The sequence below is a fragment of the Wenyingzhuangia sp. IMCC45574 genome, assembly GCF_054182685.1.
In genome coordinates, this window is record NZ_CM135169.1 from 1,725,808 (window position 1) to 1,750,191 (window position 24,384).

The following is a 24,384-nucleotide window of genomic DNA, read 5'->3' on the forward strand; positions in this document are numbered from 1 at the left end:
TAGAATGATTGGTGCTTTGCTAAGACTGGCAAGACCTGCAAACATACTAACCGCTATTTCGGATATTATTGCTGGAATGGCTATAACAGGTGCTTTAGCTTCTCTTTTTTCAGACAACAACGTTGCCCCATTATTGCTTATTGTATCAACAATTGGCTTGTATGGAGGTGGAATTGTTTTTAACGATATTTTTGATTTTGAGGATGATAAAATCAATAGACCTGAAAGGGTTTTACCCTCTGGAAAGGTATCTCTAAAGACAGCTATTTTGTTTGGCTCTTTTTTATTCCTAACCGGAATTGTAGCAGCTTTCACTGTTTCAATAATCAGTGGACTCATAGCTATTGCCATTACTGCACTTGCTTTATCATACGACAAGTTTGCCAAACATCATGCTTTTTTAGGCCCTATTAATATGGGACTCTGCAGATCTGGAAATTTGTTATTAGGAATGAGCATTATTCCTGCAACCATTCAACAATTTTGGTTTACAGGTTTTGTGCCTTTGGCTTTTATTGGAGCCATTACCTTAGTAGGTCAGAAAGAAGCACATGGAAATAACCAAAGTTCAGTATTAAAAGCTATACTTTTAGATATTTTGGTATTTCTATTTTTTCCTTTTTTAATGTTTAAAGGATACATAACAACCATAGCTGTATTTCCTTTTTTGGCTTTTTGGTTTGGAATTAACTTTGCGGCAAAAACAAAAGCTTTTGTAAAGAACGAACCTAAAAACATTATGAAAGCAGTAAAAACAGGAGTATTATCTTTAATTCCCCTAAATGCTATTTATGTTGCCGGTTTTTCGGAATGGTACTACGCATTGTTGCTTATATGTTTGTTACCTTTATCTATAGCCATTGCTAAATATTACGCAGTAACTTAATCATGAATAAAAACATACAACAGAACTTTCAAGTTCAGTTCAACTATAATATTTCATTCACGGAGCATGTGTTTGGTCTAAACAATCACCTTTTGGCTGATTTGTTAACCACCACACATAAAAACATGACTCCTAAAATTGCTGTGGTCATTGACAAAGGTATGTTCTTACATCATCCTAATTTAATTGATGAGATTAAGGCTTACTTTACAAAACATTGTCTAAAAGCAGAACTACAAGGAGACCCCCTATTGGTTAAAAGTGGAGAAGCAATTAAAAACGACTGGAATTCGGTAGACCAAATCTTAAATTTGCTAAACGAACAAAAAATAGATCGTCATTCCTACACCTTGGCAATTGGCGGAGGTGCTGTTTTAGACACAGTTGGCTTTGCTTGTGCAATTGCACACAGAGGAGTACGCTTAATTCGAATTCCAACCACAGTTTTATCTCAAAACGATTCTGGTGTAGGTGTAAAAAACTCGGTAAATTATTTCGATAAGAAAAATTTCCTAGGAACCTTTCAACCACCCTTTGCCGTAATTAATGATCTTACTTTTTTAGAAACATTATCCAATCGTGATTATCGTTCTGGAATTTCAGAGGCCATTAAAGTTGCCTTAATTAAAGATCCTGTTTTTTTTAATTGGATAGAAACCAACTTAAATGCATTAAACAACAGGGAAGCAAAAGCAATGGAGCATTTAATCTTTAGATGTGCCGAATTGCATACAGACCACATAGCAAGTGGAGATCCTTTTGAAATGGGTTCTTCAAGACCTTTGGATTTTGGACACTGGGCCGCTCATAAACTAGAATACCTTACACAGTATAAAGTAACACACGGAGAAGCTGTTGCCATCGGAATTGTGTTAGATGCTTGTTATTCCTATAAAATTGGTTATTTGTCAGAAAATGAATTGTTAAGAATTTTAAATTGTTTTAAAATATTAGGATTCGATTTGACACACCCCCTACTCTACAACATCGCTAAGAAAGAAATGAATCCTGAATTAATTCGTGGATTGGAAGAATTCAGAGAGCATTTAGGAGGGGTTCTAACCATTATGCTGCTAACCAAAATTGGAAAAGGAGAAGAAGTTCACGAAATAAATGTTGCTTTATTAAATGAAGCTGCTCAATATACCATCGATTTTTTAAACACATAGGAAAATGAGAATTGGAACCTCTGGTCATCTAAGCTATTGTACCAATATTCACGCTGGTGAATCTTGGGAAGCTACTTTTAAAAACATACAAAAATATGTACTGGGCGTAAAACAAAACATTGTTCCAGAAGAAGCTTTTGGAATTGGATTGCGTTTGTCTAATGAAGCTTCTATAGAATTAAATCAAGCAGAAAAGATTGAGGAGTTTAAAGAATGGCTGTTGGAAAACAATATGTACGTGTTTACCATGAATGGATTTCCATACGGGAATTTTCATCAAGAGGAAATTAAAGACCAAGTTCATGCTCCTGATTGGACTACCCAAGATAGAAAAAACTATACCATTCGTTTGTTTGATATATTAGCAGAGGTAATCCCCGTTAATGTTACTGGAGGAATTTCTACCTCTCCTATTTCTTACAAGTTTTGGCATCTAACAGATGAGAAATTAGAAGAAACAAAAAACAAGGCTTGTGAATATTTAATTAACGTGGTAGCACACCTCATCGATATTAAAAAAGAGACTGGAAAGAGTTTACATTTAGATATTGAACCAGAACCTGATGGAGTAATTGAAGATACAGAAGAATTTATAGCCTACTACAACAACTACTTAATTGCAAAAGGTGTTGATATTCTAGCTCAGAAAAATAAAATCACAAAAAAAGAAGCAGAACAAGCCATTAGAGAGCACATTCAGTTATGCTTTGACATTTGCCATTCTGCTGTGGAATATGAGAATATTGCTGAGGTAGTCACTACAGTAAAAGCACAAAACATTCAAATTGGAAAAATTCAATTAAGTGCAGCTTTAAAATGTCAATTGAATAAAAATGAAAGTATAGAGGTTCTAAAAAACAATCTGAAACCATTCCACGAACCTAGTTATTTACATCAGGCAGTGATTAAAAGCAAAGATGGAAAATTAACCAAATATGCTGATTTAGATGTTGCCATAGACGATATAACTACTGACGAATTCGAGGAAATCAGAACGCATTTTCATGTGCCAATTTTCCTAGCAGCATATCAAAATTTACAATCTACACAAGACGATTTAATAAGCTCTCTGCAGTTGTGGAAAGAGAACGAATATTCTGAGCATTTGGAAATAGAAACCTATACATGGGATGTATTACCCAACCAAATGCAAACCAATATTACCGATGCAGTAACAAGAGAAGTAAACTGGGTGTTAGAACAAATTAAATAATTCCAAAATGCAACAAACAGTAGTCATAAACGTAGTAGGATTAACATCTAAAATACTAGAAAATCAGAGTTTATTTATCTCTAAGTGGTGTAGAGAGAACAAACAATTAGCGACTATTGAACCGGTTTTACCCGCAGTTACTTGTAGTGCGCAAACTACCTACTTAACCGGAAAATGGCCATCAGAACATGGAATTATAGGAAATGGTTGGTACAATAAAGAACAATCGGAAGTACAGTTTTGGAAACAGTCGAATAAACTAGTACAAGCTCTTAATATTTGGGATGAAGCTAAAAAACATAATCCCGATTTTACCTGTGCGAATATGTTTTGGTGGTATAATATGTATTCAACTGCGGATTATTCGGTAACACCAAGACCGCAATATTGGGCCAATGGATTAAAAAAACCTGATTGTTATAGCAACCCTAGTGAACTACGTGATGAATTACAAAATACATTAGGAATATTTCCTTTGTTCGATTTTTGGGGTCCTAAAACAACGATCAAATCGAGTCAATGGATTGCCGATGCTTCTAAATATGTATCGGATAAACACGAACCTACCTTACAGCTTATATATATTCCACATTTAGATTATTGTTTTCAAAAGTTCGATGCAGATTCTGAAGAAGTTAAAAAAGACATTCAAGACTTAGATGTATTACTACAAGATTTAATTCAGTTCTACGAACAAAAAAACATCACTCCTATTGTATTGTCTGAATATGGAATTTCAAAAGTTTCTAAACCAATACACCTAAACAGAATTCTTAGAACACACAACCTTCTAAATATTAGGATAGAAAATAATCGAGAGTTATTAGATGCAGGAGCAAGTGATGCTTTTGCAGTTGCAGATCATCAAGTAGCACATGTATATTGCAAGCCTGAATTGGAAGAAAAAGTACAATCTATTCTAGAGAATACAGAGGGCATTGAAGAGGTTTTAGATGTTGCCTCTCAAAAAGAAAGAAATGTCTGGCACGAACGCTCTGGAAACTTTATGGTAATTGCCAAAGAAGAAGCTTGGTTTACCTACTATTACTGGTTAGACAATAACAAAGCTCCTGATTTTGCAAGAACAGTAGACATTCACAAAAAGCCAGGTTACGACCCTGTAGAAATGTTCTTAAACAAAAAGAAAAAAGGAATCATGTTGCGATTGGTAGGAAAATTATTGCTGAAAAAATTAGGCTTTAGAGTCCTTTTCAATTTTATCCCTTTAGATGCCAATCTTATCAAAGGTTCTCATGGAAGAACAAACGTAGACACTATGGAAAAACCTGTAATTATTGCAGCCAGTAATACTAAAAAAGAAATCACAGGAGTAGAAGTAAAGGATATTATTATGAAAAATATTTTTCAATAAAATCCTATTTTGTTCTTAACCAGTATTGAGTTCTGCCTAATAAACTAAAACCAATATAACCTCTAACTTTAAGCTTGTTATTACTTTCTAATTCTAAATAACACTTATATACTTTTCCAGATTCTGGATCTGTAATAGTACCACCTGTATACAGTCCATCTTCCAGGCTTAAATTTTCTATAATCTCTAAACCTATTAGAGGTTTGTTACGCTTTGCCCCTTCACATTTAGTGCATATGGTATTATTAGAATTCGTTAATTTCTTTACAATCTTACCATAAATCTTTCCTCCTCTAGAAAATATTTCTACAATAGACTTTTTCTCTCCTGTCTTATCATCGTAAGTAGTCCACTTTCCTTCTACAGACTGAGAAAACACTGATATACCATATAAAAAAACAATCCCAAAAAACACTTTTTTCATTGTAATTACCATTTAAAACATAGGTGTAATTTAATCAAAAAAAATACAGCAACTTATTTAAGCTACTGTATTCCTTCTCTTTTCTGCAATTTTTTCTTTTTCTTTCTTAACTCTTTTTTCTTACTTTTTTTCGATTAATACTTTTCTAAAATATAAAAACAACTTAAACTTTCAATATTATTAATGATTGGTCAAATTAACATGTATGGTACTTACTAGAAGGTCATCTAATTTGGTAAATAACTTTGCAAAATACGTTGGCTGTTCAACCATATCCAATTGCCCCTCCATTTCTCTTTCTTTGGCTGCTGCTTTTTCCGCAACTACGCTAGGTAAATAATCTAATTGTGTAGCTAAAATAATTCTAGCTTTGTTATAATTACACTTATCTACATATAGTTGAAATACTCCTTCTACCCTAACCATCTCTACTCCTAAAAAAGTAACTCTCTGAATCACATTCTTAAGGAAACAGGCATCATGCCTCGTAACACAAGTAAATAGGGTAGTAGGATTTTTCATAGCAATTTTGGGTATACCTAAAATTACAAAACTTGTATAATGAAACAAAAAAATATTACCTGTGTAATCACGTAGTTTTTAGTTTTTTACAGAAATCAATTGCTAAATAAAAGTCAAAAAACAAGCTATCCCCTAGATCAATTAAAAGATTCAAAGTCTTTTTCTTCATTTTTAGTATTGCTTTTTTAAGTATCAATTTTAGTAATGATGGTGGAATTGATAAAACATTACAAATGCTTTTTTTCTCGGAATAAAAGTAACTTACAAACAAAAACACTCCATAGATATATCGATCAACTTAGATCCTATAGATTACAATCTAAAAGGAACACACCATACCTCATAGTAAAGAAAACGTAGCATATAATACCTATTCTAATTTTTATAAAAGTGATGAATACAAAACCTTGTACCCTCCCAATATTAAGGAAGGAACAGAAACCAATAGAAAGTTTATTATTAAAGAAGTTCTTGATACAAGAATAACTGGTAATTTTCATTTCATTGCTTACACGCAAGATGAATCTTAATCCATTAAATTAGTTGGAACTTTTAACAATATTTAGGCAATACTATCTTTTAATTAAAAAAAGCCTAAATACAATTGTACTAGGCTTTGTCATGAATTAAAAAGTAACATTTTTACTAATTAAGTAAATCGTAATACTTGTTCTTTTTTATCACCAAATCAAGCTTTTGTAACATTTTGCCTAAATTAGATCTAAAAATAAAATCTCCTCCGTTTTCTTCTTTCATCATACCAGATAACCTAGTTAATTTGTTTTTTTTGGACAAAACACTAGGCAAATATTTTTGCTGGGTAGCAATTATAATTTTGGCTTTGTAATAATTACTTTCACTTGTTACCAAATGTAAAAGATCATTCTCTTTTACTATTTCTACTGGAATAACAGAAGTACGTTGAATCGCGTTTTTTAAATAGCAGGCATCATGTCTAGATACACAACTATACAGGGTAGTGGGTTTAATCATAGGGGTACTTTTTCTTAGCACTCCTAAGATAGAATAATTAAATGGCTACTGCAACAGCTATAAAACTTTTTTTAAACTTTTATTTACACAACCCCCTTGTTTCCAAGACCTTTATTTCTAAAACACGCCATTTCTGTGTATAAAAAAGTATGTTTTTTGACTAAATCAATAAAACACTAGTGCTATCTCCTCTTACATTTTATTATTTTAAAAGTAAGCACAAAAAAAAATACAGAAGCGAAGCCTCTGTATTTTTTCTTTTTTCTTTTTCAGCAATTTTACTTTTTCTTTTTCCGTTTTTTCTTTTAATCAAAATTAAGGAACATGTATGATATGTCAAAAAAAAACTACCTGTGTAATTACGCAGTTTTCTATTTTAACACTATAAATCAGCATTTTATTTTTCTAAAACTCAGCTTTTGTTGTAGCTCCACTTCCCTTTACCTAAGATTTCCTGCAAAACAGAAGTATTGGTAACAACCACACTTCACAAATTTGGTTTTACCCATAAATATATCTTAATACTCTATGATGAAATAAAATGTAAAATTAAGGCATAAAAAAAGCGTCACTATTTCTAGTAACGCTTTTGCTCCCCCTCTAGCCCCGAAGCTTCGGGGGAACCTAGGACTTTCTGATTCAGCACGAACTAAAATTGCATGCATAAAAAAAGCGTCACTATTTCTAGTAACGCTTTTGCTCCCCCTCTAGGACTCGAACCTAGGACCCTCTGATTAACAGTCAGATGCTCTAACCAACTGAGCTAAGGAGGAGTTTGCTTCGAGAAATCTCGTTTAGCGAGTGCAAATATATATCTTTTTTGAAATGCAACATAATTTTTTTCAAAAAAAACAAAAAAAATCAATCTGTTATAAATTATAGAAATTCATAGAATATGGAGTACAAACAGGTTGTTAGTACGATAAATACACTAATTTTGGAGATTATACACAGAACAACAATATAAAAGTCAATATATTATAATGGATAAATTTTCATTCTTGAATGCTGTTCATGCTGGTTTTATAGATACCATGTACGAGCAATATCAGATAAATCCAGACAGCGTTGAACCTAGTTGGAAAAGTTTTTTTCAAGGGTACGATTTAGCTATTGAATCATACGGAGAAGAAGATGCTGCTAACGTTGAAGTACCTCAGGAAGTTAAGAAAGAATTCTTAGTTCTTGATTTGATTAACGGATACAGAACTAGAGGGCATTTATTTACAAAAACCAATCCTGTTAGAGATCGTAGAACGTATCACCCTAACTTAGATATTCAAAACTTTGGTTTAAATCAAGCTGATTTACAAACAGTTTTTAATGCTGGAGATATTATTGGAATTGGTGCTGCTACTTTGCAAACAATTATTGACAGATTAAAACAAATTTACTGTGACTCTATTGGGGTTGAGTATATGTACATCCGTCAACCTGATGAAATTAAATGGTGGCAAAGTAAGCTAAATGCAAATGGAAATCATCCTACCTACGCACCAGAGCAAAAGAAATATATTCTTAAAAAGTTAACGCAAGCTGTAGGTTTCGAAAACTTTTTACAAACCAAATATGTAGGACAAAAGCGTTTCTCTGTAGAAGGAGGTGAAACTTTAATTCCTGCATTGGCAACTGCTTTAAAAACAGCTTCTGAAAAACATGGAGTTAAAGAATCTGTAATAGGTATGGCTCACCGTGGTCGTTTAAATACCTTAACAAATATCTTTAAAAAACCTGTTAGAGACTTGTTCTCTGAATTTGAAGGAAAAGATTTTGAAGAAGAAAACATAGATGGAGACGTTAAGTACCACATGGGATTAACGCGTAGCAAGACCTACCAAGGTGGTTCAGAAATGAAAATGAACTTGTTACCAAACCCATCGCACTTAGAAACTGTTGGACCGGTTGCACAAGGAGTTGCTAGAGCAAAAATTGACAACGATTACGGCGGTAACGAAGAAGCTATCTTACCTATTATTATTCACGGAGATGCTGCTGTAGCAGGTCAGGGAGTAGTATACGAGGTAATTCAGATGAGTAAGTTAAATGGTTACAAAACTGGAGGTACATTACACTTGGTAGTAAACAACCAGGTAGGATTTACCACAAACTATTTAGATGCGCGTTCTTCTACTTACTGTACAGATGTTGCCAAAGTAACTTTATCGCCAGTATTACACGTAAATGCAGACGACGTAGAAGCGGTTTGTCATGCTATTGAATTGGCTTTAGAATTTAGAATGAAATTTAAGCGTGATATCTTTATTGACTTGTTAGGTTACCGTAAGTACGGACACAACGAAGGAGATGAACCAAGATTTACGCAACCTCAATTGTACAAAAACATCTCTAAGCACAAGAACCCTAGAGATATTTATATTGATAAATTAACTGCTGAAAACAATATTACTGCTGATGAGGCGAAAGCTTTACAAGTAGAATACAAAAACTTGTTAGAAGACAAATTCCAGCAGGCTAAAACCGACGAAACTTCTAGAGTAATTCCTTTTATGGAAGAAATCTGGAAAGACTTTGTTCGCGAGGGATTAGAAGAAATGTTAGCTCCTGTAGATACAACTTATCCGCAAGAGAAATTAGAAGATATTACCAAAGTAATCTCTCAAAACCCTGAAGGAGTTAAATTTGTTCGTAAAGCACAAAGAATCATAGAAGCAAGAGCTAAAATGGTCTTTGAAGACAACAAATTAGACTGGGGTACTGCAGAAATTTTAGCTTACGGATCTTTAATGGAAGAAGGATTTAATGTTCGTATTTCTGGACAAGATGTGGAGCGTGGAACGTTTAGCCACCGTCATGCTATTTTAAGAGACGAAATTTCAGAAGAACGTATCAACTTGTTGAATACAAATCCGAATAAGAAAGGTGAAATGACCATTTATAACTCTTTATTATCAGAATACGGAGTAATAGGTTTTGACTACGGATATGCAATGGCTCATCCAAATACCTTAACAATTTGGGAAGCACAGTTTGGAGACTTTGGTAACGGAGCTCAAATTATGTTTGACCAATACATCTCTTCTGCAGAAGATAAGTGGAAATTACAAAACGGTATAGTAGTCTTATTACCTCACGGATACGAAGGACAAGGACCTGAGCATTCATCTGCAAGAATTGAAAGATACTTACAGCTGTGTGGTAACGACAACATGACTGTTGCCAACTGTTCTAATCCGGCAAACATGTATCACTTGTTACGTCGTCACATGAAACGTAACCACCGTAAACCATTAATTGTATTTACACCTAAGAGTTTATTACGTCACCCTAAAGCGGTAAATACCATTCAGGAATTGGCAGGTGGAACTTTCCAAGAAGTAATAGACGATGTTACTGTTGACAAGAGTAAAGTAAAAAAGATTGTTTTCTGTATGGGTAAATTCTACTACGATTTACTAGAAGAAAAAGAAAAACTACAAAACGAAACTGTTGCTTTGGTACGTATAGAACAATTGTTCCCATTACACAAAGAAAAGATACAAGCAATTATAGATTCGTATCCATCGGATGCAGAATGTGTATGGGCACAAGAAGAACCAGAAAACATGGGAGCTTGGTCTTACATGTTACAACGTTTCCAAGTAGCACCATTAAGCGTAGCTTCTCGTAAATTCTATTCAAGTCCTGCTGCTGGTTCTAGCGCAAGATTTAAGAAGAGACATCAAGCAGTAATAGATAAAGTATTTCAAGAATAGTACTCTTTACTAAAAAAACGAACACACTAAATAAACAAAATAACATAATATTATTATATCATGGTTTTAGAAATGAAAGTCCCGTCTCCGGGGGAATCAATCACAGAAGTAGAAATCGCAACTTGGTTAGTTGAAGATGGTGACTACGTAGAAAAAGACCAACCTATTGCAGAAGTAGATTCAGACAAAGCAACATTAGAATTACCTGCAGAAGAAAGTGGAATTATTACATTAAAAGCAGAAGAAGGTGATGCTGTAGAAGTAGGTGCTGTAGTATGTCTTATAGACATGGGTGCTGCAAAACCAGACGGAGCTAGTGCTCCTGCTCCAGCAACCGAGGAGAAAAAAGAAGAAGCTGCACCAGTACAAGCAGCAGCTCCTGTGACTGCACCAGTAGCAGATGCTACTTATGCAACAGGATCTGCATCGCCAGCAGCTAAGAAAATATTAGACGAAAAGGGAATTGATGCAGGTAGCATTCAAGGAACTGGGAAAGACGGACGTGTAACCAAAGAAGATGCTATTAATGCAGTACCTGCAATGGGATCTACTACAGGAAGCCGTGCTACAGAAAAGAAAAAAATGTCTATGTTACGTAGAAAAGTAGCACAGCGTTTGGTTTCTGTTAAGAACGAAACAGCAATGTTAACTACGTTTAACGAAGTAAACATGCAACCTGTTTTCGACTTACGTAAGCAGTACAAAGAAGAATTTAAAGCAAAACACGGAGTAGGATTAGGATTTATGTCTTTCTTTACTTTAGCAGTTACTAGAGCTTTAGAATTGTACCCAGATGTAAACTCTATGATTGATGGAGATTACCAAATTAAAAATGAATTTGCTGATATTTCTATCGCAGTATCAGGACCAAAAGGATTAATGGTACCAGTTATCCGTAACGCAGAAAACTTAACATTTAGAGGTGTAGAAGCTGAAGTTAAGCGTTTGGCTTTAAGAGCTCGTGACGGTCAAATTACTGTAGATGAAATGACTGGAGGAACATTTACAATCACAAACGGAGGAGTATTTGGTTCTATGTTATCTACACCAATTATCAACCCACCTCAATCTGCTATTTTAGGAATGCACAACATTGTTGAGAGACCAATGGCAGTAAACGGACAAGTGGTTATTCAACCAATTATGTACGTTGCTTTGTCTTACGATCACAGAATTGTAGATGGTCGTGAGTCTGTAGGATTCTTAGTTGCTATTAAAGAAGCTATTGAAAACCCAATTGAATTGTTAATGAACAACAACCCTAAGAAAGCTTTAGAACTTTAATAGGACAGTCACTTCGAGTGCAAAGCATATCGAGAAGTAAACAACAAATAAACATTAAAAAAAGGATGATTACTTTATAGTAGTCATCCTTTTTTGTTTTGTTCCATCCAAACAAGAAGCTGTTCGAGCAGCCTGTGCAGAGTGAAAATCAAATAAAGTCGAAAACTTAATAATCTTACTATAACTAGAGTTAATCAAGTATAGTACATCTCTCAAAGTTGGGAAACTTGACGAGCGATTTTGATAAGTTTTAAATGAAAATAAAAAGGTGTTAAAATTACAATCTAGAATTAAAAATTCTTTAGGTTAATTACCTCTTGGGCAGTTAAATTTCTATAGTGACCTCTAGGTAAATCTTTCTTAGTAAGTCCTGCAAAAATAACTCTGTCTAATTTTACCACTTTGTAACCAAAGTGTGCAAAAATTTTACGAACAATTCTATTCCTTCCAGAGTGAATTTCTATACCTACTTCGTTTTTAGATTGACCTTGTACATAAGCAACATCGTCTACCCAAACTTTCTTTCCTTCAATTTCTGGACTTTCGGCAATAGACTGTAAATCTTTTAGAGTTACTTTTTTATCTAAAGTTGCATGATATAACTTTCTCTTATTGTGTTTTGGATGTGTTAATTGTTTTGCCAATTCACCATCATTTGTAAACAATAACAAACCTGTTGTATCTCTATCCAATCTTCCAACCGGATAAATTCTTTCTTTACAAGCACTAGAAACAATATCCATTACCGTTTTTCTACCACGCTCATCCTCCATGGTTGTAATGTAGTTCTTTGGCTTATTTAACAATACATAACGTTTTGTTTCAGGATTGATTAACACCCCATCAAATCGCACTTCATCATTAGGCTGTACTCTATAGCCCATTTCTGTAACTATCTTACCATTTACAGAAGCACTTCCTGTTTCTATATACATATCTGCATCTCTACGAGAACAAATTCCCGCATTAGAAATATATTTATTTAAACGTATACCAGACTGACTAGAAGTTGCCGGACTTTTAGGCTTGCTAGCTTTTTTTACTGGATTCGTGTTTGTAAAGGTTTTCTTTTTAGAAAATTGCTTTTCTCCATTTGCCGAAGTAGGTTTCTTCTTTCCTCCGTTTTGTGGTCGTCTTCCCGACGAGTTTTGATTTCTATTCATCTTTATGATTTTGGAAATGCAAATTTACGAAAGAATATCAAATAAAATCACAATCCAATGCCTTTTAGTAGATTGATTTTCAACACAGAAGTATCTATTAAACACAAGCTAAAAACTCCTATTACTAAAACAACTCTTATTAGATTATGAATTAGTAAGTAATCTTTATTCTTTTTAGCTCTCTTTAATAAAAATATCACCACCGGAATCCAGAGGAAACTAAAGTAAAAATAGTATTTCATCTTCCCTATTTCTGGAAAACTTAGCAATTTATAAGCTGGTAAAATAAGCATACACAAAAACAAATACATACTCCCTTTAACCAACTGTTCTCCGTGTTTTAAAACCAAGGTCTGTCTATTCAGCAAAATTGCCCCTTTGGCTCTTTCAAAATCTTTGATTAACTCTTTTATAACGATTATAATATACAAATACAAACCGTGTGTAAGAATCAACCAGGACATGTTTTCATAAAAAACAAAAACAACAAAAAAGGGTAAAATATCTAAAATGGTCACAAAAAAAACTCTTACATCGGGGTGTTTTTGGAGCTTGTGCGAATACAACCAAATTAAAAAAATATAGGATGAAAAGAACAACGCTGCTTTCCAGGATATAAAACTACTCAATAAAAAAGCAATCAGGTTTAAAGCAAAATAACCTTGTAATTTAATTTTCTGACTGAGCCAATTCCCCATTTTTGTTTTAACAGGTCTGTTAACTGCATCTATTTTAGCATCGTAAAAGTCGTTAATTATATAACCTGCAGAAACCACACAAACAGTAGAAAGCACCACCAAATGCAGATGCCAATTAAAAAAGGTTTCCATTAAGGTAGCTCCTACATCAAAAACAAAAATAGCAGATAGGTATTGCGCAAAGGTTAACATTATAATGTTATTTCCTCTTACCACAGAAAAGAGCCCTACTATTTTTCGTTTCTTATTTTTTACCATCGATAGATTTAGAATCTGTAAACCAACTCTAAATCGTGCCCAGCTAAAGATGTTTTGGCTTTTTCAAAATCTGGAGCAAAACCTAAAATATAACCTCCACCACCAGAACCACAAAGTTTTAAATAATATTCATTAGAATCGATTCCTTTTTTCCAAAGTGTGTGAAACTGATTTGGAATCATTGGCTTAAAGTTCTCTAACACTACTTTAGACAACTCTTTTACATTCCCAAACAAAGATTTAGCATCTCCTTTTAGAAAATTTTCTATACAAGCATCTGTATGGGTTACAAACTCATTACTAAGCATTTTACGGAAACCTTCGTTCTTCATTTTTTCCATAAAAATATTCACCATCGGTTGTGTTTCCCCAATCATTTTAGAATCTAACAAGAAAACAGCTCCTTTACCATTTTGTTGATAAGGAATTCCTACAGACTCCACATCATTTTTAGACTGTATTAATATTGGCAGACTTAAATAACTATTTAGAGGATCTAAACCAGAACTGGTTCCGTGGAAGTAAGATTCCATCAATCCAAAAACAGCTTTTAATTTTAATAGTTTCTCTTTTGTTAAATTCTCAAGTACCGTAATTTTATCAAAAGCATATTTATCATACACAGCTGCAACAATAGCTCCTGAACTTCCTACTCCGTATCCTTGTGGAATACTAGAGTCAAAATACATTCCGTTAGCAATGTCGCTTTCTAATTGCTCCAAATCAAAACGAACAATAGTTGTATCTAATGACTGTAAGTAGTTAAAGTAGTCTTTTAAATATCCGTTAGATTTTAAAGCTTCTCCTTCTAAAACATCTGCTTGTTTAAAAGCACCTTTGTAAGAATTGTATGGTATTGCGAGTCCTTTGGAATCTTTAATAATTCCATATTCCCCAAACAGTAAAATTTTAGCGTAAAATAAAGGTCCTTTCATGTGTTGGTTATCTTGAGACACAGCAAATATAAAAATATTAAAGGTTGTTATCTAATAATTTAGCTCCCATTCCCACCTTATCGTGGATAAACTCACCATTTTTACAAAAAACAGCCAATTGGCTAGAAATAAACTCCTGAACTGCTTCTTTTTCTTGTTCCGGATACAACAAATGCACATTAGCTCCTGCATCTAAAGTAAAACACAATTTACTACCTGTTTCCTTTCTATACTCCCAAATTTTATTGATAACCTCTAACGTATTAGGCTTCATTAAAATAAAATAAGGATTGCTAGTCATCATCATGGCATGCAGCGTTAATGCTTCGCTCTCCACCAAACTGATAAATGCATCTATATCTCCTTTGGCAAAAACTTCTTTTATCTTAGAGATATTTTCCTGTGCTTGGGCAAAACGTTGTATAGCAAATGGGTGTCCGTGCATTAACCCATGCCCAACGGTACTACTCACTTGCTTTTCTCCTTTGTCTACCAACAAAATGGTATCTTGATAATTCTTGAAAATTGGAGCGACAGCATCGGCAAACTCAACTCCGTACAAATCGGAACTACCTGCTATATCTGAATGTGCTCCCCAAACTACCATTTCTCCTTTTACACTTCTACAGGCACTTCCAGATCCTAAACGAGCTAAAAAAGAGGCTTTTTTATAAAACACCTCATCTGTTAGATTTGGATTTAGCTCTTTTTCCAAACTCATTAAACACAAAGCAATGGCACTCATACCACTTGCAGAAGAAGCAATTCCACTACTATGCGGAAAAGAATTGGAAGATTCAATTACAAACTCATAGTCTTTTAAGAAAGGTAAATACGTTGCTACTCTTTTGAAAAAAGTTTCAATTTTTGGCTTAAAGGCTTCTTTCTTTTCTCCTTCAAAAATTACGTCAAAAACATAATGATCGTTTGGAGTTGCTTTCTTAGTATAGCTTAACGACGTAGTGGTGTGGCAATTAGACAAGGTAAAACTAACAGACGTATTCTCTGGCAATTGAGGATCTCTTTTCCCCCAATATTTTACCAATGCAATATTACTTGGGGTTTGCCAAGTAACTTTTCCTGATGTCACAGAAGTTTTAATTTTTGTACTCATAAAATTATCTACCTACAATTTTTAAATTAGGGGATAAAGATAAGGTTTCGACTTAAGGTTTTATGTATTGTTATTAAGAAATAATTACCATACAAAATGTTATGTTTTCGTTATTTATTAAACAATAGTACTTTAGTACTACTAAATAAAACATTAATTATATACTTTAGTAAATTGAAATATTTTTAATAGCTATGAAAAATATACTTATTGCATTCTTATGCATGTTTTCTTTATCATTTTACTCTCAGATTAACCCTTGGAGCTCTAGTAGTTTTAACAATGCTAGCCTACAACACTCCAAAGATTACAATCAAATAAAGACATACGAGCTAAATAAAAACTTGTTACAAAACATAGGCTCCCTCGAAATAATTTCTTTTCCTGATGACAAGGGAAATATTAAAACATTTAGAGTCTTAAAAAAATCCGTTTTTTCCGAAGAACTTGCACAGAAATATCCTGAGATTAAGACCTATTATGGTACTAATATTAATAATCAAAAAGAAACTATAAGATTTAATTATAATAAAAGTATTGGAATTTCAGGAATAATACATAGACCCAATAAAGAGTCTCTTATTATTAAGCCTGAAAAAAATGCGACAACTCACCATTTTTACAAATTCAGCAACGAATCTTATCAAGATAAATTAGAATGTGAAACCATCCAAGAAGTAAAAACGAAATCTTTTAAGCAAAATAGTACTGCCTCTACAAGTTTTTCTAATGGATTAAGAAAATATAGATTAGCTGTTGCTGCCTCTGGAGAGTACTCTAATTTCTTTTTAGATGGAACAGAAACAACTGATCATGAAAGAAAAATAAAAGTTTTAACAGCAATTACAAACTCCCTTATTCGATTAAACGAAATTTTTGAAAGAGATTTTGGAATAACTATGGAGTTAGTTGGTAATAACGATGACATTATCTACTTAGACTCAAATTCAGACCCTTTTATTAAAGGTACACAAAGCTACAACAGTCAGTTACAAACCGTACTTGACTCTAAAATTAAAAATCCTAATTATGATATAGGACATTTATTTCATCACGAAAATAGTAGGTATGGAAACGCAGGTTGTATTGCATGTACTTGTACAACTGGAAAAAAAGGAAGTGGTTTCTCAGTTCATCAAGACCCAGCAAGTGATGACATGAACCTACTAATTGCCCATGAAATGGGGCATCAATTTGGAAGCTATCATGTTCAGGGTAGTAGGGTATGTAGAAGTGGTTTAAATAGTGAGGTTGAACCCGGAAGTGGAAGCACAATAATGAGTTATGCGGGGATTTGCTCTGATAATGTACAAGATCATTGGGATGATTATTTTAATTATGTTGATATTCGAGATGTAAAAGAATGGATAATAAACGGAAGTAGTTGTGCTACTATTGAAAGCACAAATAACCAACGACCAACAGTAGATGCAGGAAAAGATTATTTTATACCCAAGTCCACTCCTTTTGTTTTAGAAGCTATAGCTAATGATACAGATTCCTCTAACCTAACTTATTGTTGGGAGCAAAATGATCCTGAGAACCCTAATAGTTCTGCCCCATATTCTAGTCAAACAGTAGGACCTTTATTTAGGTCTTTTTTACCAACACAGTCTTCTAGTAGATATTTTCCAGAATTAAACAGTATAGTAAACAACATAAACTCTAAATGGGAAGTTTTACCTAGTGTAGCAAGGGAAATGGAATTTGTAATTACAGTTAGAGATAATAATCTAGCCGGTGGAGAAACAGCAAGTGATGCTGTAAGTTTAACTGTTGCTAACAATTCAAGTTCTTTCTTCGTAAAATCTCTAAACACTAACCAAAAAATTAAAACTGGATCTCCTTTTAAACTAGAATGGAATGTTGGAAATACAGATCAATTACCAATTAATGTTTCAGAGGTAGAAGTATATATCTCAACTGATGGTGGAATTAGCTTTCCTCATTTTATTACTAAAGTTCCTAATACAGGTTCTGCAACTATTAGCTTACCATTTATACCAGAGACAAGTAATGCTCGTTTAATGATTAAAGCAGTAGATAATATCTTTTTTAACATAAATAAATCCAACTTTACAATTGAAACAGGTGAGATAGCTTTATTCTCACAACAAAACAATTATGAAGTATGTGCAGGAGATCAAATCGAAATCCCTTTCACATACCAAACATTTGCTGCCTATTCTGGAAACACTGAGCTTAGTATTGTAAATAAATCTAATTTCTTAGATATTCAATTATCTCAAAACAGTATTTCAGGTATTTATACAAACGGGATTAAATTAAATGCCATTGTAAACACTAGTAATAATACTCAAACAAATTTCTACAACTTTACCATTAAAGCTAAAACTGATTTAACCGAAGTTTTGTTTCCTGTAAAAGTTTTAGTAAAAGCAACAAAACCTGCTAAAACAACACTTACAACACCTAATAATAATATAGAAATACCAACAATAGGCTACAACTTTACCTGGTCTAAAGACCTTTTTCTAGACTATTACAGTATTGAAATTGCTTTGGATAGTAGTTTTAATAATATTATTGAATCAAATAAAAGTCATACCTCTTCGTACTCTCCTAAGAAACTGAATTACAACAGCACCTACTATTGGAGAGTTGGGAAGAAGAATAGCTGCTCCAATATTGTATACTCAGACACTAGAAGTTTTACAACCTCTAGTTGTTATAATATTACTAATATCAAATATCAAGACCATGCACATAATTTTATCAAGTTCAACTGGGATGATCCTGTTTCTTATGCTTGGGAAATTAAATATGCTCCTGTTGGATATTTAACATCTAACAAAATTACTGTAAAAGAACCATCAGCTTTAATTAAAAATTTAAAACCGGGTACAAATTATAATTTTAGCGTAGCTCCTTTATGTAATAATAGTAAAGCAACGCAACAAGTTTTCTCTACTGACCATTGTACTACCATTAATTACTTAAACGGTCACAGTATAACAAACAATAGCATCTCCTTACAATGGATTTCTTCAGATATTAAAACTGATTGGATTATAGAATATGGACCTTCAGGTTTTAGTATAGGAAAAGGTACAAAAATCAAAACCTCAGATAGAAAAGTACAAATAGATGAGCTAGAAGAAAACACTTCTTATGATTTTTATATAACACCAACTTGTGACCCAACAAAAATCAGTAGAAAATTCACTTATAAAACAGAATATTGTGAAACTGTTAGTTATCCTTATTTTTCAGATGTTAAAACCAATAGTTTAAAATTATCATGGGGCTCAAATAATGCAATATCTTGGACTATTGAATACGGTAAAAGTGGCTTCAAGTTAGGAGATGGTAACATTCTAAATTCAAAAAACAACACTATAGCTTTAAATGGTCTTGAAGAAGACACAACTTATGATTTTTATATTACTAGTCACTGTAATTTATACGGAACTAGCAATACAAGTAAAAAGTACAGTACAAAAACAAGAAAATGTGGATCAATTACTACAATAAGATCCAGTAACTTAACAAAAAATAGTGTAGACCTATCTTGGTCCACAAGTTCTTTAGGAACATCATGGACTATAGAATATGGAGTGAGCGGTTTTAAAATAGGTTATGGAATAATCATTGAGACAAACAACACGAGTCAACCTATTAGTAATTTAGAAGAAGACACAAATTACGATTTCTACATCACTAGCCATTGTAGCCCATATTCAAATAGTGAAACAATTAAGCACGTAATTAAAACATTGAAAGACTACAAATGTGGAGACTATTTTTACGACACAGGAGGTGAAAAAGGCAACTACTTAAACAATGAAAGTTATGTTATTACTATTTATCCTAGTGAAGAAGGAAAAATGGTAAGCTTAGATTTTGACCTTTTTGACCTTACTGGTTCTGATTATTTTGAAGTATTTGATGGTACTTCTACTAATGGCTATAGAAAAGGTTATTACTCTAATTATTATAAACCACAAAAAATCACATCTTCTCATAATGAGTCTGGAGCACTAACCATAAAGTTTTACTCCTACTCTTACAGTACACCTGGTAAAGGTTGGAAAGCCCTTGTAAGTTGTGTAGAATCTTTAAGTTGTGGAGACTATTTTTACGACACAGGAGGTGAAAAAGAAGACTACTTTAACAGTGAAAGTTATGTTACTACTATTTATCCTAGTGAAGAAGGGAAAATGGTTAGTGTAAATTTTGAAGAACTTGAATTAAATACTTATGATTATTTGGATGTATTTGATGGTGATTCAGTTAATGGAAATTTAAAAGCAGGTTTAAATAGTGCATCATCAAAAAAAACAATAACATCAACCAACAATAAAACAGGAGCTCTAACTTTTAGATTTAGATCTAACTATTCTGGACAAGCAAGCGGTTGGAAGGGTTTAATAAGCTGTGTTGACCCTATTGGCTGTGGTGATTATTTTTACGATACAGGTGGAGCATCTGAAAACTATCAACAAAACGAAAATTACACAATTACTATTCACCCAAGTGAAAAAGGCAAAAGGGTAAGTCTTGATTTTGAAGACTTTGACTTAGGCAACAATTCATATTTTTATATCTACAATGGAACCTCAACTTCAGGGTCTAGTGTTAGATATTCAAACAGCAACATACCAACTGAAAAGATTGTTTCTACTGATAGTGACTCTGGTGCATTAACCGTAAGATTCTATTCGTACTCCTACAGTACAACTGGAAAAGGATGGAAAGCACTCGTTGGTTGTGAAGACCCAATTACATATACTTGCGGGGAATACTTCTATGACACTGGTGGAGAAAATGGTAACTATTCAAATAATGAAAACTACACTGTAACCGTATACCCTAACACTCCAGGAAAAATGGTAAGTGTAAACTTTGAAGATTTTAATTTAGGTTCTTATGCTTACTTGTATGTGTACGATGGAACATCTGCTAATGGAAACTCTAAAGGTATATATAACAATTATACAAAGCCAACTAAAATTACATCCTCAGACAACACTACGGGAGCACTTACATTTAAGTTTATCTCTAACTCTTACAGTTCCCCTTTAAGTGGTTGGAAAGCTTTAATTAGTTGCGTAGAGCCTATTGGTTGTGGAGACTATTTCTACGATACTGGCGGAGAAAACGGGGATTATCAATACAATGAAGATTATACTATTACTATTTTCCCAGAGCAGAAAGACAAAATGGTAAATCTAAACTTTGAAAGTTTTGATTTAGGCTCAAATGATTACTTGTACATATACAATGGAACCTCTACTTCTAATTTAATTGGATCATACAACCGCTCCTCTAAACCTAGTCAAATTACTTCTTCCGATCTAGATTCAGGAGCACTTACTATAAGATTTGACTCTAATTCCTATAGTACAGCTACTGGATGGAAAGCACTAATTAGCTGCGTAGCTCCCCTAAAATGTGGGAATTACTTTTATGACACTGGTGGAGAAAACAACAACTATTCTAAGAATGAAAACTACACTGTCACCATTTACCCAGACTCTCAGGATAAAATGGTAAATGTAGACTTTGAAGAATTTGATTTAGAAGATTATGCTTACTTATATGTATATGACGGAACAAGTACTAGTGGAAATTATAAAGATATATACACTAAATTTAACAAACCCACTACAATTACATCGTCAGATTCGACAACTGGAGCACTTACATTTAGGTTTATCTCTAGCTCTTATTACTCTCCATCAAAAGGATGGAAAGCATTAATTAATTGTGTAGAGCCTATTAAATGTGGGGATTATTTTTATGACACTGGAGGAGAAACAGGAAATTACGACAATGATGAAAATTACAAAATTACACTGTTCCCTGAAACTTTAGGAAGTAAGGTTACCTTAGATTTTGAATCTTTAGACTTGGGCGTTAATGACTATCTTCACATTTATAACGGGAAAAGCACTTCTACTTACAATAAAATTGCTTCATTCACAAACGGTAGCTCCAACCCTGGAATTATAACTCCTACAGATTATTCCGGTGCTATAACTATACAATTTATATCTAATTCAGATGAAAATCATAAGGGTTGGAAAGCCCTGGTAGGTTGTATTGATCCTTCAACTTTACCAAAACCCAAAAATAAGTATCAATGTGGCGACTACTTCTATGACACAGGAGGAAACACTAATAATTATTACAACAATGAAAGTTACACAGTAACCTTCTATCCAGATACTCCAGGAGACATGGCTAGCTTAGATTTTGAATCTTTTGAGCTACAAGGTACTGATGTACTTTCTATTTATAATGGTTCTTCTACTCAGAGTACTCTTATAGGAAGTTACAAAGAAAATAATTCTCCAAAAAAAGTAACATCTAATGATCCAACGGGAGCATTAACAGTAAGATTTAAATCTAATTCTTTTACAACAAGTAAAGGTTGGAAAGCATTATTTTCTTGTATAACTCCTTCAACTTGTACACCAATAAACATAGACGAAATAACAACTACTAATGGGAATAATACTTTACAAATAAAATGGCCTAGCGAAAACGGAATTTCTTGGCAAATTGAATATGGAATTTCAGGATTTACATTTGGAGAGGGAACTATTGTAAACACAAATGTGCCTAATTACAATTTTAATGATTTAAAAAACAATACTGTTTACGATTTCTACTTCACCAATAAGTGTAGATTCTCTAATAGTACCGTTAGTAATAAAATAACCATAAATTCAGATGGGATAATTAACCCTATTGACTTAGAATGTGGAGAATACTTCTACGATACCGGTGGAGAAAACGGCATGTATAAAACCTCTGAAAACTATATCCAAACATTTTACCCTCAGGATGAAGACAAAGCTGTTAAACTTAACTTTGAATCTTTTAAACTAGGTCGTTATAGTTTCTTACAAATATACAATGGAGATTCTACATCATCTGAACTTATTGAAGTTTATGAGCAGTCGAAAGTTCCTTCAAGTGTTATTTCTACAGATGATTCAGGTGCATTAACTATTAAATTCTTAAGTTACTCATTCTCAACAGTAGATGATGGTTGGAAAGCTTTAATTGAATGCGTAGAAAAACCATGTAAAATATTTTACACTATTGATGATATAGTAACAACAAACCTATCACCTACTAAGATAAAGTTAGAGTGGAACAACAGTAATGAAATAGATTATTGGAAAATTGAATATGGAAAAAAAGGCTTTGTCCCAGCACAAGGGAATGGTACCGTTTTTAACACTAGAGAAAACAGTTTTACAGCAAACAATCTATTAGAAAACACTGAATATGATTTCTATATAACCCCGTATTGTCATTCGAATAATTCTGGAGAAATAAAAAAACATGAAGTAAGTACAACCTATAACTTCTGTAATCAATCTATTTATGACACAGGAGGTGAAAACGGGAATTATAGTAACAATGAGAATTATAAAATAACAATTCTTCCGCTAAATGAAAATGAAAAAGCCTCTATTACTTTTGAAGAATTTGATTTAGAAACTAATTTTGACTTTTTATATGTCTACAATGGAAAAGCAATACCTAATAATTTAATAGAAGCATACACTGGTAATACAATACCAAAAACTATTGTATCTAGTCATCAACACGGTGTATTAACGCTTGTGTTTACTTCAGATGAGTTTAATACTTCAACAGGATGGAAAGCAAATATAAATTGTAATGCAGAAATTATTGGTTGCGTTATTGAAAAGACTGAAAACTACATTCAAAACGGAAGTTTTGAATGTAATACAGAAGATACTATTGATAATTGGACTACAAATGAGGATGGAATATTTAAACCACACTTTAACTCATCTACATTAGAGAGTAATACATTTATAAAAAATCTTTACCCCACAGACTTAAACAAAGGTTTATTCTTATCGTTTGATAGTAAAAGAGATAATACAAACTATACTATAGAGCAAAAGCTTAAGATACCTGAAGCACATAGAATAATCTCTTCTTCTTTTGAATTTGATTTTAATGTAAATTATGACATGTCTGTATACGGAGCTACTAAAAACCGATCTTTAGAAGTTAATTTGTATAATCTAAATGGAGATTTTATTACCAATATCGAAAAGATTGATTTCGGATTAGAAAAAAAGAGTAATAAGCTAAAAAACCATTCAATCAAAGACATAACAAATAGTTTAAGAGATCTTAAAAATATTGATGTTATCCTTAAAATTGAAGCTATTATCCCAGAAGAAAGTACTGGACCTGCCAAAGCAATGATTGACAATGTAAAACTTAACATTACTTCTGTAAGTGAAAACTCATCTAGTAATATTTACATCACCCCAAATCCAGCAGTTAATATGATTAAGATAATGTCTTTACAACAAAATGAAACTATTTCTGATTTCTTCATTTATCATCTTAATGGAAGTATAGTAAAAAACGAAAAATTTCTAAATAATAGTTTAACCGAACAAGTTATTAATCTTGAGTTACTTTCAAATGGAGTATATTATTTAAAAGTAATTACCAATAAGAACAGCTATGTAAAACAATTAATTATTAGTAAATAATAATTAAAATATTCTGTTACGTCCTAAAAAACCGTTACAGTTTTATAAAAGATTAAATTTATTAAATATCATCACAAATCATGATTTGTGATGATATTTTTCTTTTTATAGGACTTTA

General features: G+C 32.8%; 14 protein-coding genes and 1 tRNA gene. 7 read left to right on the top strand and 8 right to left on the bottom strand.

Annotated elements, in window-relative coordinates:
- The first annotated feature begins 4 nt into the window (after positions 1-4).
- The 4 genes from eboC to ACXHHC_RS07280 are packed head-to-tail and all read left to right on the top strand — an operon-like array spanning position 5 to position 4,640.
- The gene (gene eboC / locus ACXHHC_RS07265; RefSeq protein ID WP_458228970.1) at positions 5-886 is read left to right on the top strand and encodes a UbiA-like protein EboC; all 882 of its coding nucleotides are present in this window, start codon (positions 5-7) and stop codon (positions 884-886) included.
- 2 nt (positions 887-888) lie between these two features.
- Complete coding sequence (locus ACXHHC_RS07270; RefSeq protein WP_458228971.1) at positions 889-2,055, top strand: 3-dehydroquinate synthase; 1,167 nt, start codon at positions 889-891, stop codon at positions 2,053-2,055.
- A 4-nt stretch (positions 2,056-2,059) separates the two neighbouring features.
- Positions 2,060-3,268: a metabolite traffic protein EboE gene (eboE, locus tag ACXHHC_RS07275; protein WP_458228972.1), complete on the top strand. Its 1,209-nt coding sequence runs from the start codon at positions 2,060-2,062 to the stop codon at positions 3,266-3,268.
- Positions 3,269-3,275: 7 nt separating this feature from the next.
- The gene (locus ACXHHC_RS07280) at positions 3,276-4,640 is read left to right on the top strand and encodes an alkaline phosphatase family protein (protein WP_458228973.1); all 1,365 of its coding nucleotides are present in this window, start codon (positions 3,276-3,278) and stop codon (positions 4,638-4,640) included.
- A 4-nt stretch (positions 4,641-4,644) separates the two neighbouring features.
- Here ACXHHC_RS07280 and ACXHHC_RS07285 read toward each other — a convergent pair whose 3' ends face one another.
- The 4 genes from ACXHHC_RS07285 to ACXHHC_RS07300 all read right to left on the bottom strand — a co-directional run bounded on the left by ACXHHC_RS07285 (position 4,645) and on the right by ACXHHC_RS07300 (position 7,352).
- Positions 4,645-5,064, bottom strand: coding sequence for a DUF2147 domain-containing protein (locus tag ACXHHC_RS07285; RefSeq protein WP_458228974.1), 420 nt, complete (start codon positions 5,062-5,064; stop codon positions 4,645-4,647).
- Positions 5,065-5,244: 180 nt separating this feature from the next.
- A complete protein-coding gene (locus ACXHHC_RS07290; RefSeq protein ID WP_458228975.1) occupies positions 5,245-5,586 on the bottom strand; it encodes a hypothetical protein in 342 nt (113 codons plus the stop codon).
- Between the two features lie 645 nt (positions 5,587-6,231).
- Positions 6,232-6,579 (bottom strand): hypothetical protein, encoded by a 348-nt coding sequence (locus ACXHHC_RS07295; RefSeq protein WP_458228976.1) that lies wholly within the window; start codon positions 6,577-6,579, stop codon positions 6,232-6,234.
- Between the two features lie 699 nt (positions 6,580-7,278).
- A tRNA-Asn gene (locus ACXHHC_RS07300) sits at positions 7,279-7,352 on the bottom strand.
- A gap of 210 nt (positions 7,353-7,562) precedes the next feature.
- On the opposite strand from ACXHHC_RS07300, the gene ACXHHC_RS07305 reads away from it, so the two are divergent.
- Positions 7,563-10,292: a 2-oxoglutarate dehydrogenase E1 component gene (locus ACXHHC_RS07305; RefSeq protein ID WP_458228977.1), complete on the top strand. Its 2,730-nt coding sequence runs from the start codon at positions 7,563-7,565 to the stop codon at positions 10,290-10,292.
- A gap of 60 nt (positions 10,293-10,352) precedes the next feature.
- Entirely contained in the window at positions 10,353-11,576 is a 1,224-nt protein-coding gene (gene odhB, locus ACXHHC_RS07310; protein ID WP_458228978.1) for a 2-oxoglutarate dehydrogenase complex dihydrolipoyllysine-residue succinyltransferase, read from the top strand.
- Positions 11,577-11,866: 290 nt separating this feature from the next.
- Here the strand turns inward: odhB and ACXHHC_RS07315 are convergent, their stop codons facing one another.
- Genes ACXHHC_RS07315 through ACXHHC_RS07330 form a run of 4 tightly spaced genes read right to left on the bottom strand, consistent with a single transcriptional unit; the run spans position 11,867 to position 15,744 of the window.
- Positions 11,867-12,739 carry a pseudouridine synthase gene (locus tag ACXHHC_RS07315; RefSeq protein WP_458228979.1) on the bottom strand — a complete coding sequence of 291 codons (873 nt, stop codon included), beginning with the start codon at positions 12,737-12,739 and terminating at the stop codon, positions 11,867-11,869.
- A 47-nt stretch (positions 12,740-12,786) separates the two neighbouring features.
- On the bottom strand, positions 12,787-13,695 hold the full coding sequence (locus ACXHHC_RS07320; protein ID WP_458228980.1) for a geranylgeranylglycerol-phosphate geranylgeranyltransferase: 909 nt from the start codon (positions 13,693-13,695) through the stop codon (positions 12,787-12,789).
- An 8-nt stretch (positions 13,696-13,703) separates the two neighbouring features.
- A complete protein-coding gene (locus ACXHHC_RS07325; RefSeq protein WP_458228981.1) occupies positions 13,704-14,630 on the bottom strand; it encodes a mevalonate kinase family protein in 927 nt (308 codons plus the stop codon).
- A gap of 37 nt (positions 14,631-14,667) precedes the next feature.
- A complete protein-coding gene (locus tag ACXHHC_RS07330; RefSeq protein WP_458228982.1) occupies positions 14,668-15,744 on the bottom strand; it encodes a diphosphomevalonate/mevalonate 3,5-bisphosphate decarboxylase family protein in 1,077 nt (358 codons plus the stop codon).
- A 194-nt stretch (positions 15,745-15,938) separates the two neighbouring features.
- Here ACXHHC_RS07330 and ACXHHC_RS07335 point away from each other — a divergent pair, with 194 nt between their 5' ends.
- Positions 15,939-24,266 (top strand): CUB domain-containing protein, encoded by an 8,328-nt coding sequence (locus tag ACXHHC_RS07335; RefSeq protein WP_458228983.1) that lies wholly within the window; start codon positions 15,939-15,941, stop codon positions 24,264-24,266.
- Positions 24,267-24,384 lie beyond the last annotated feature (118 nt).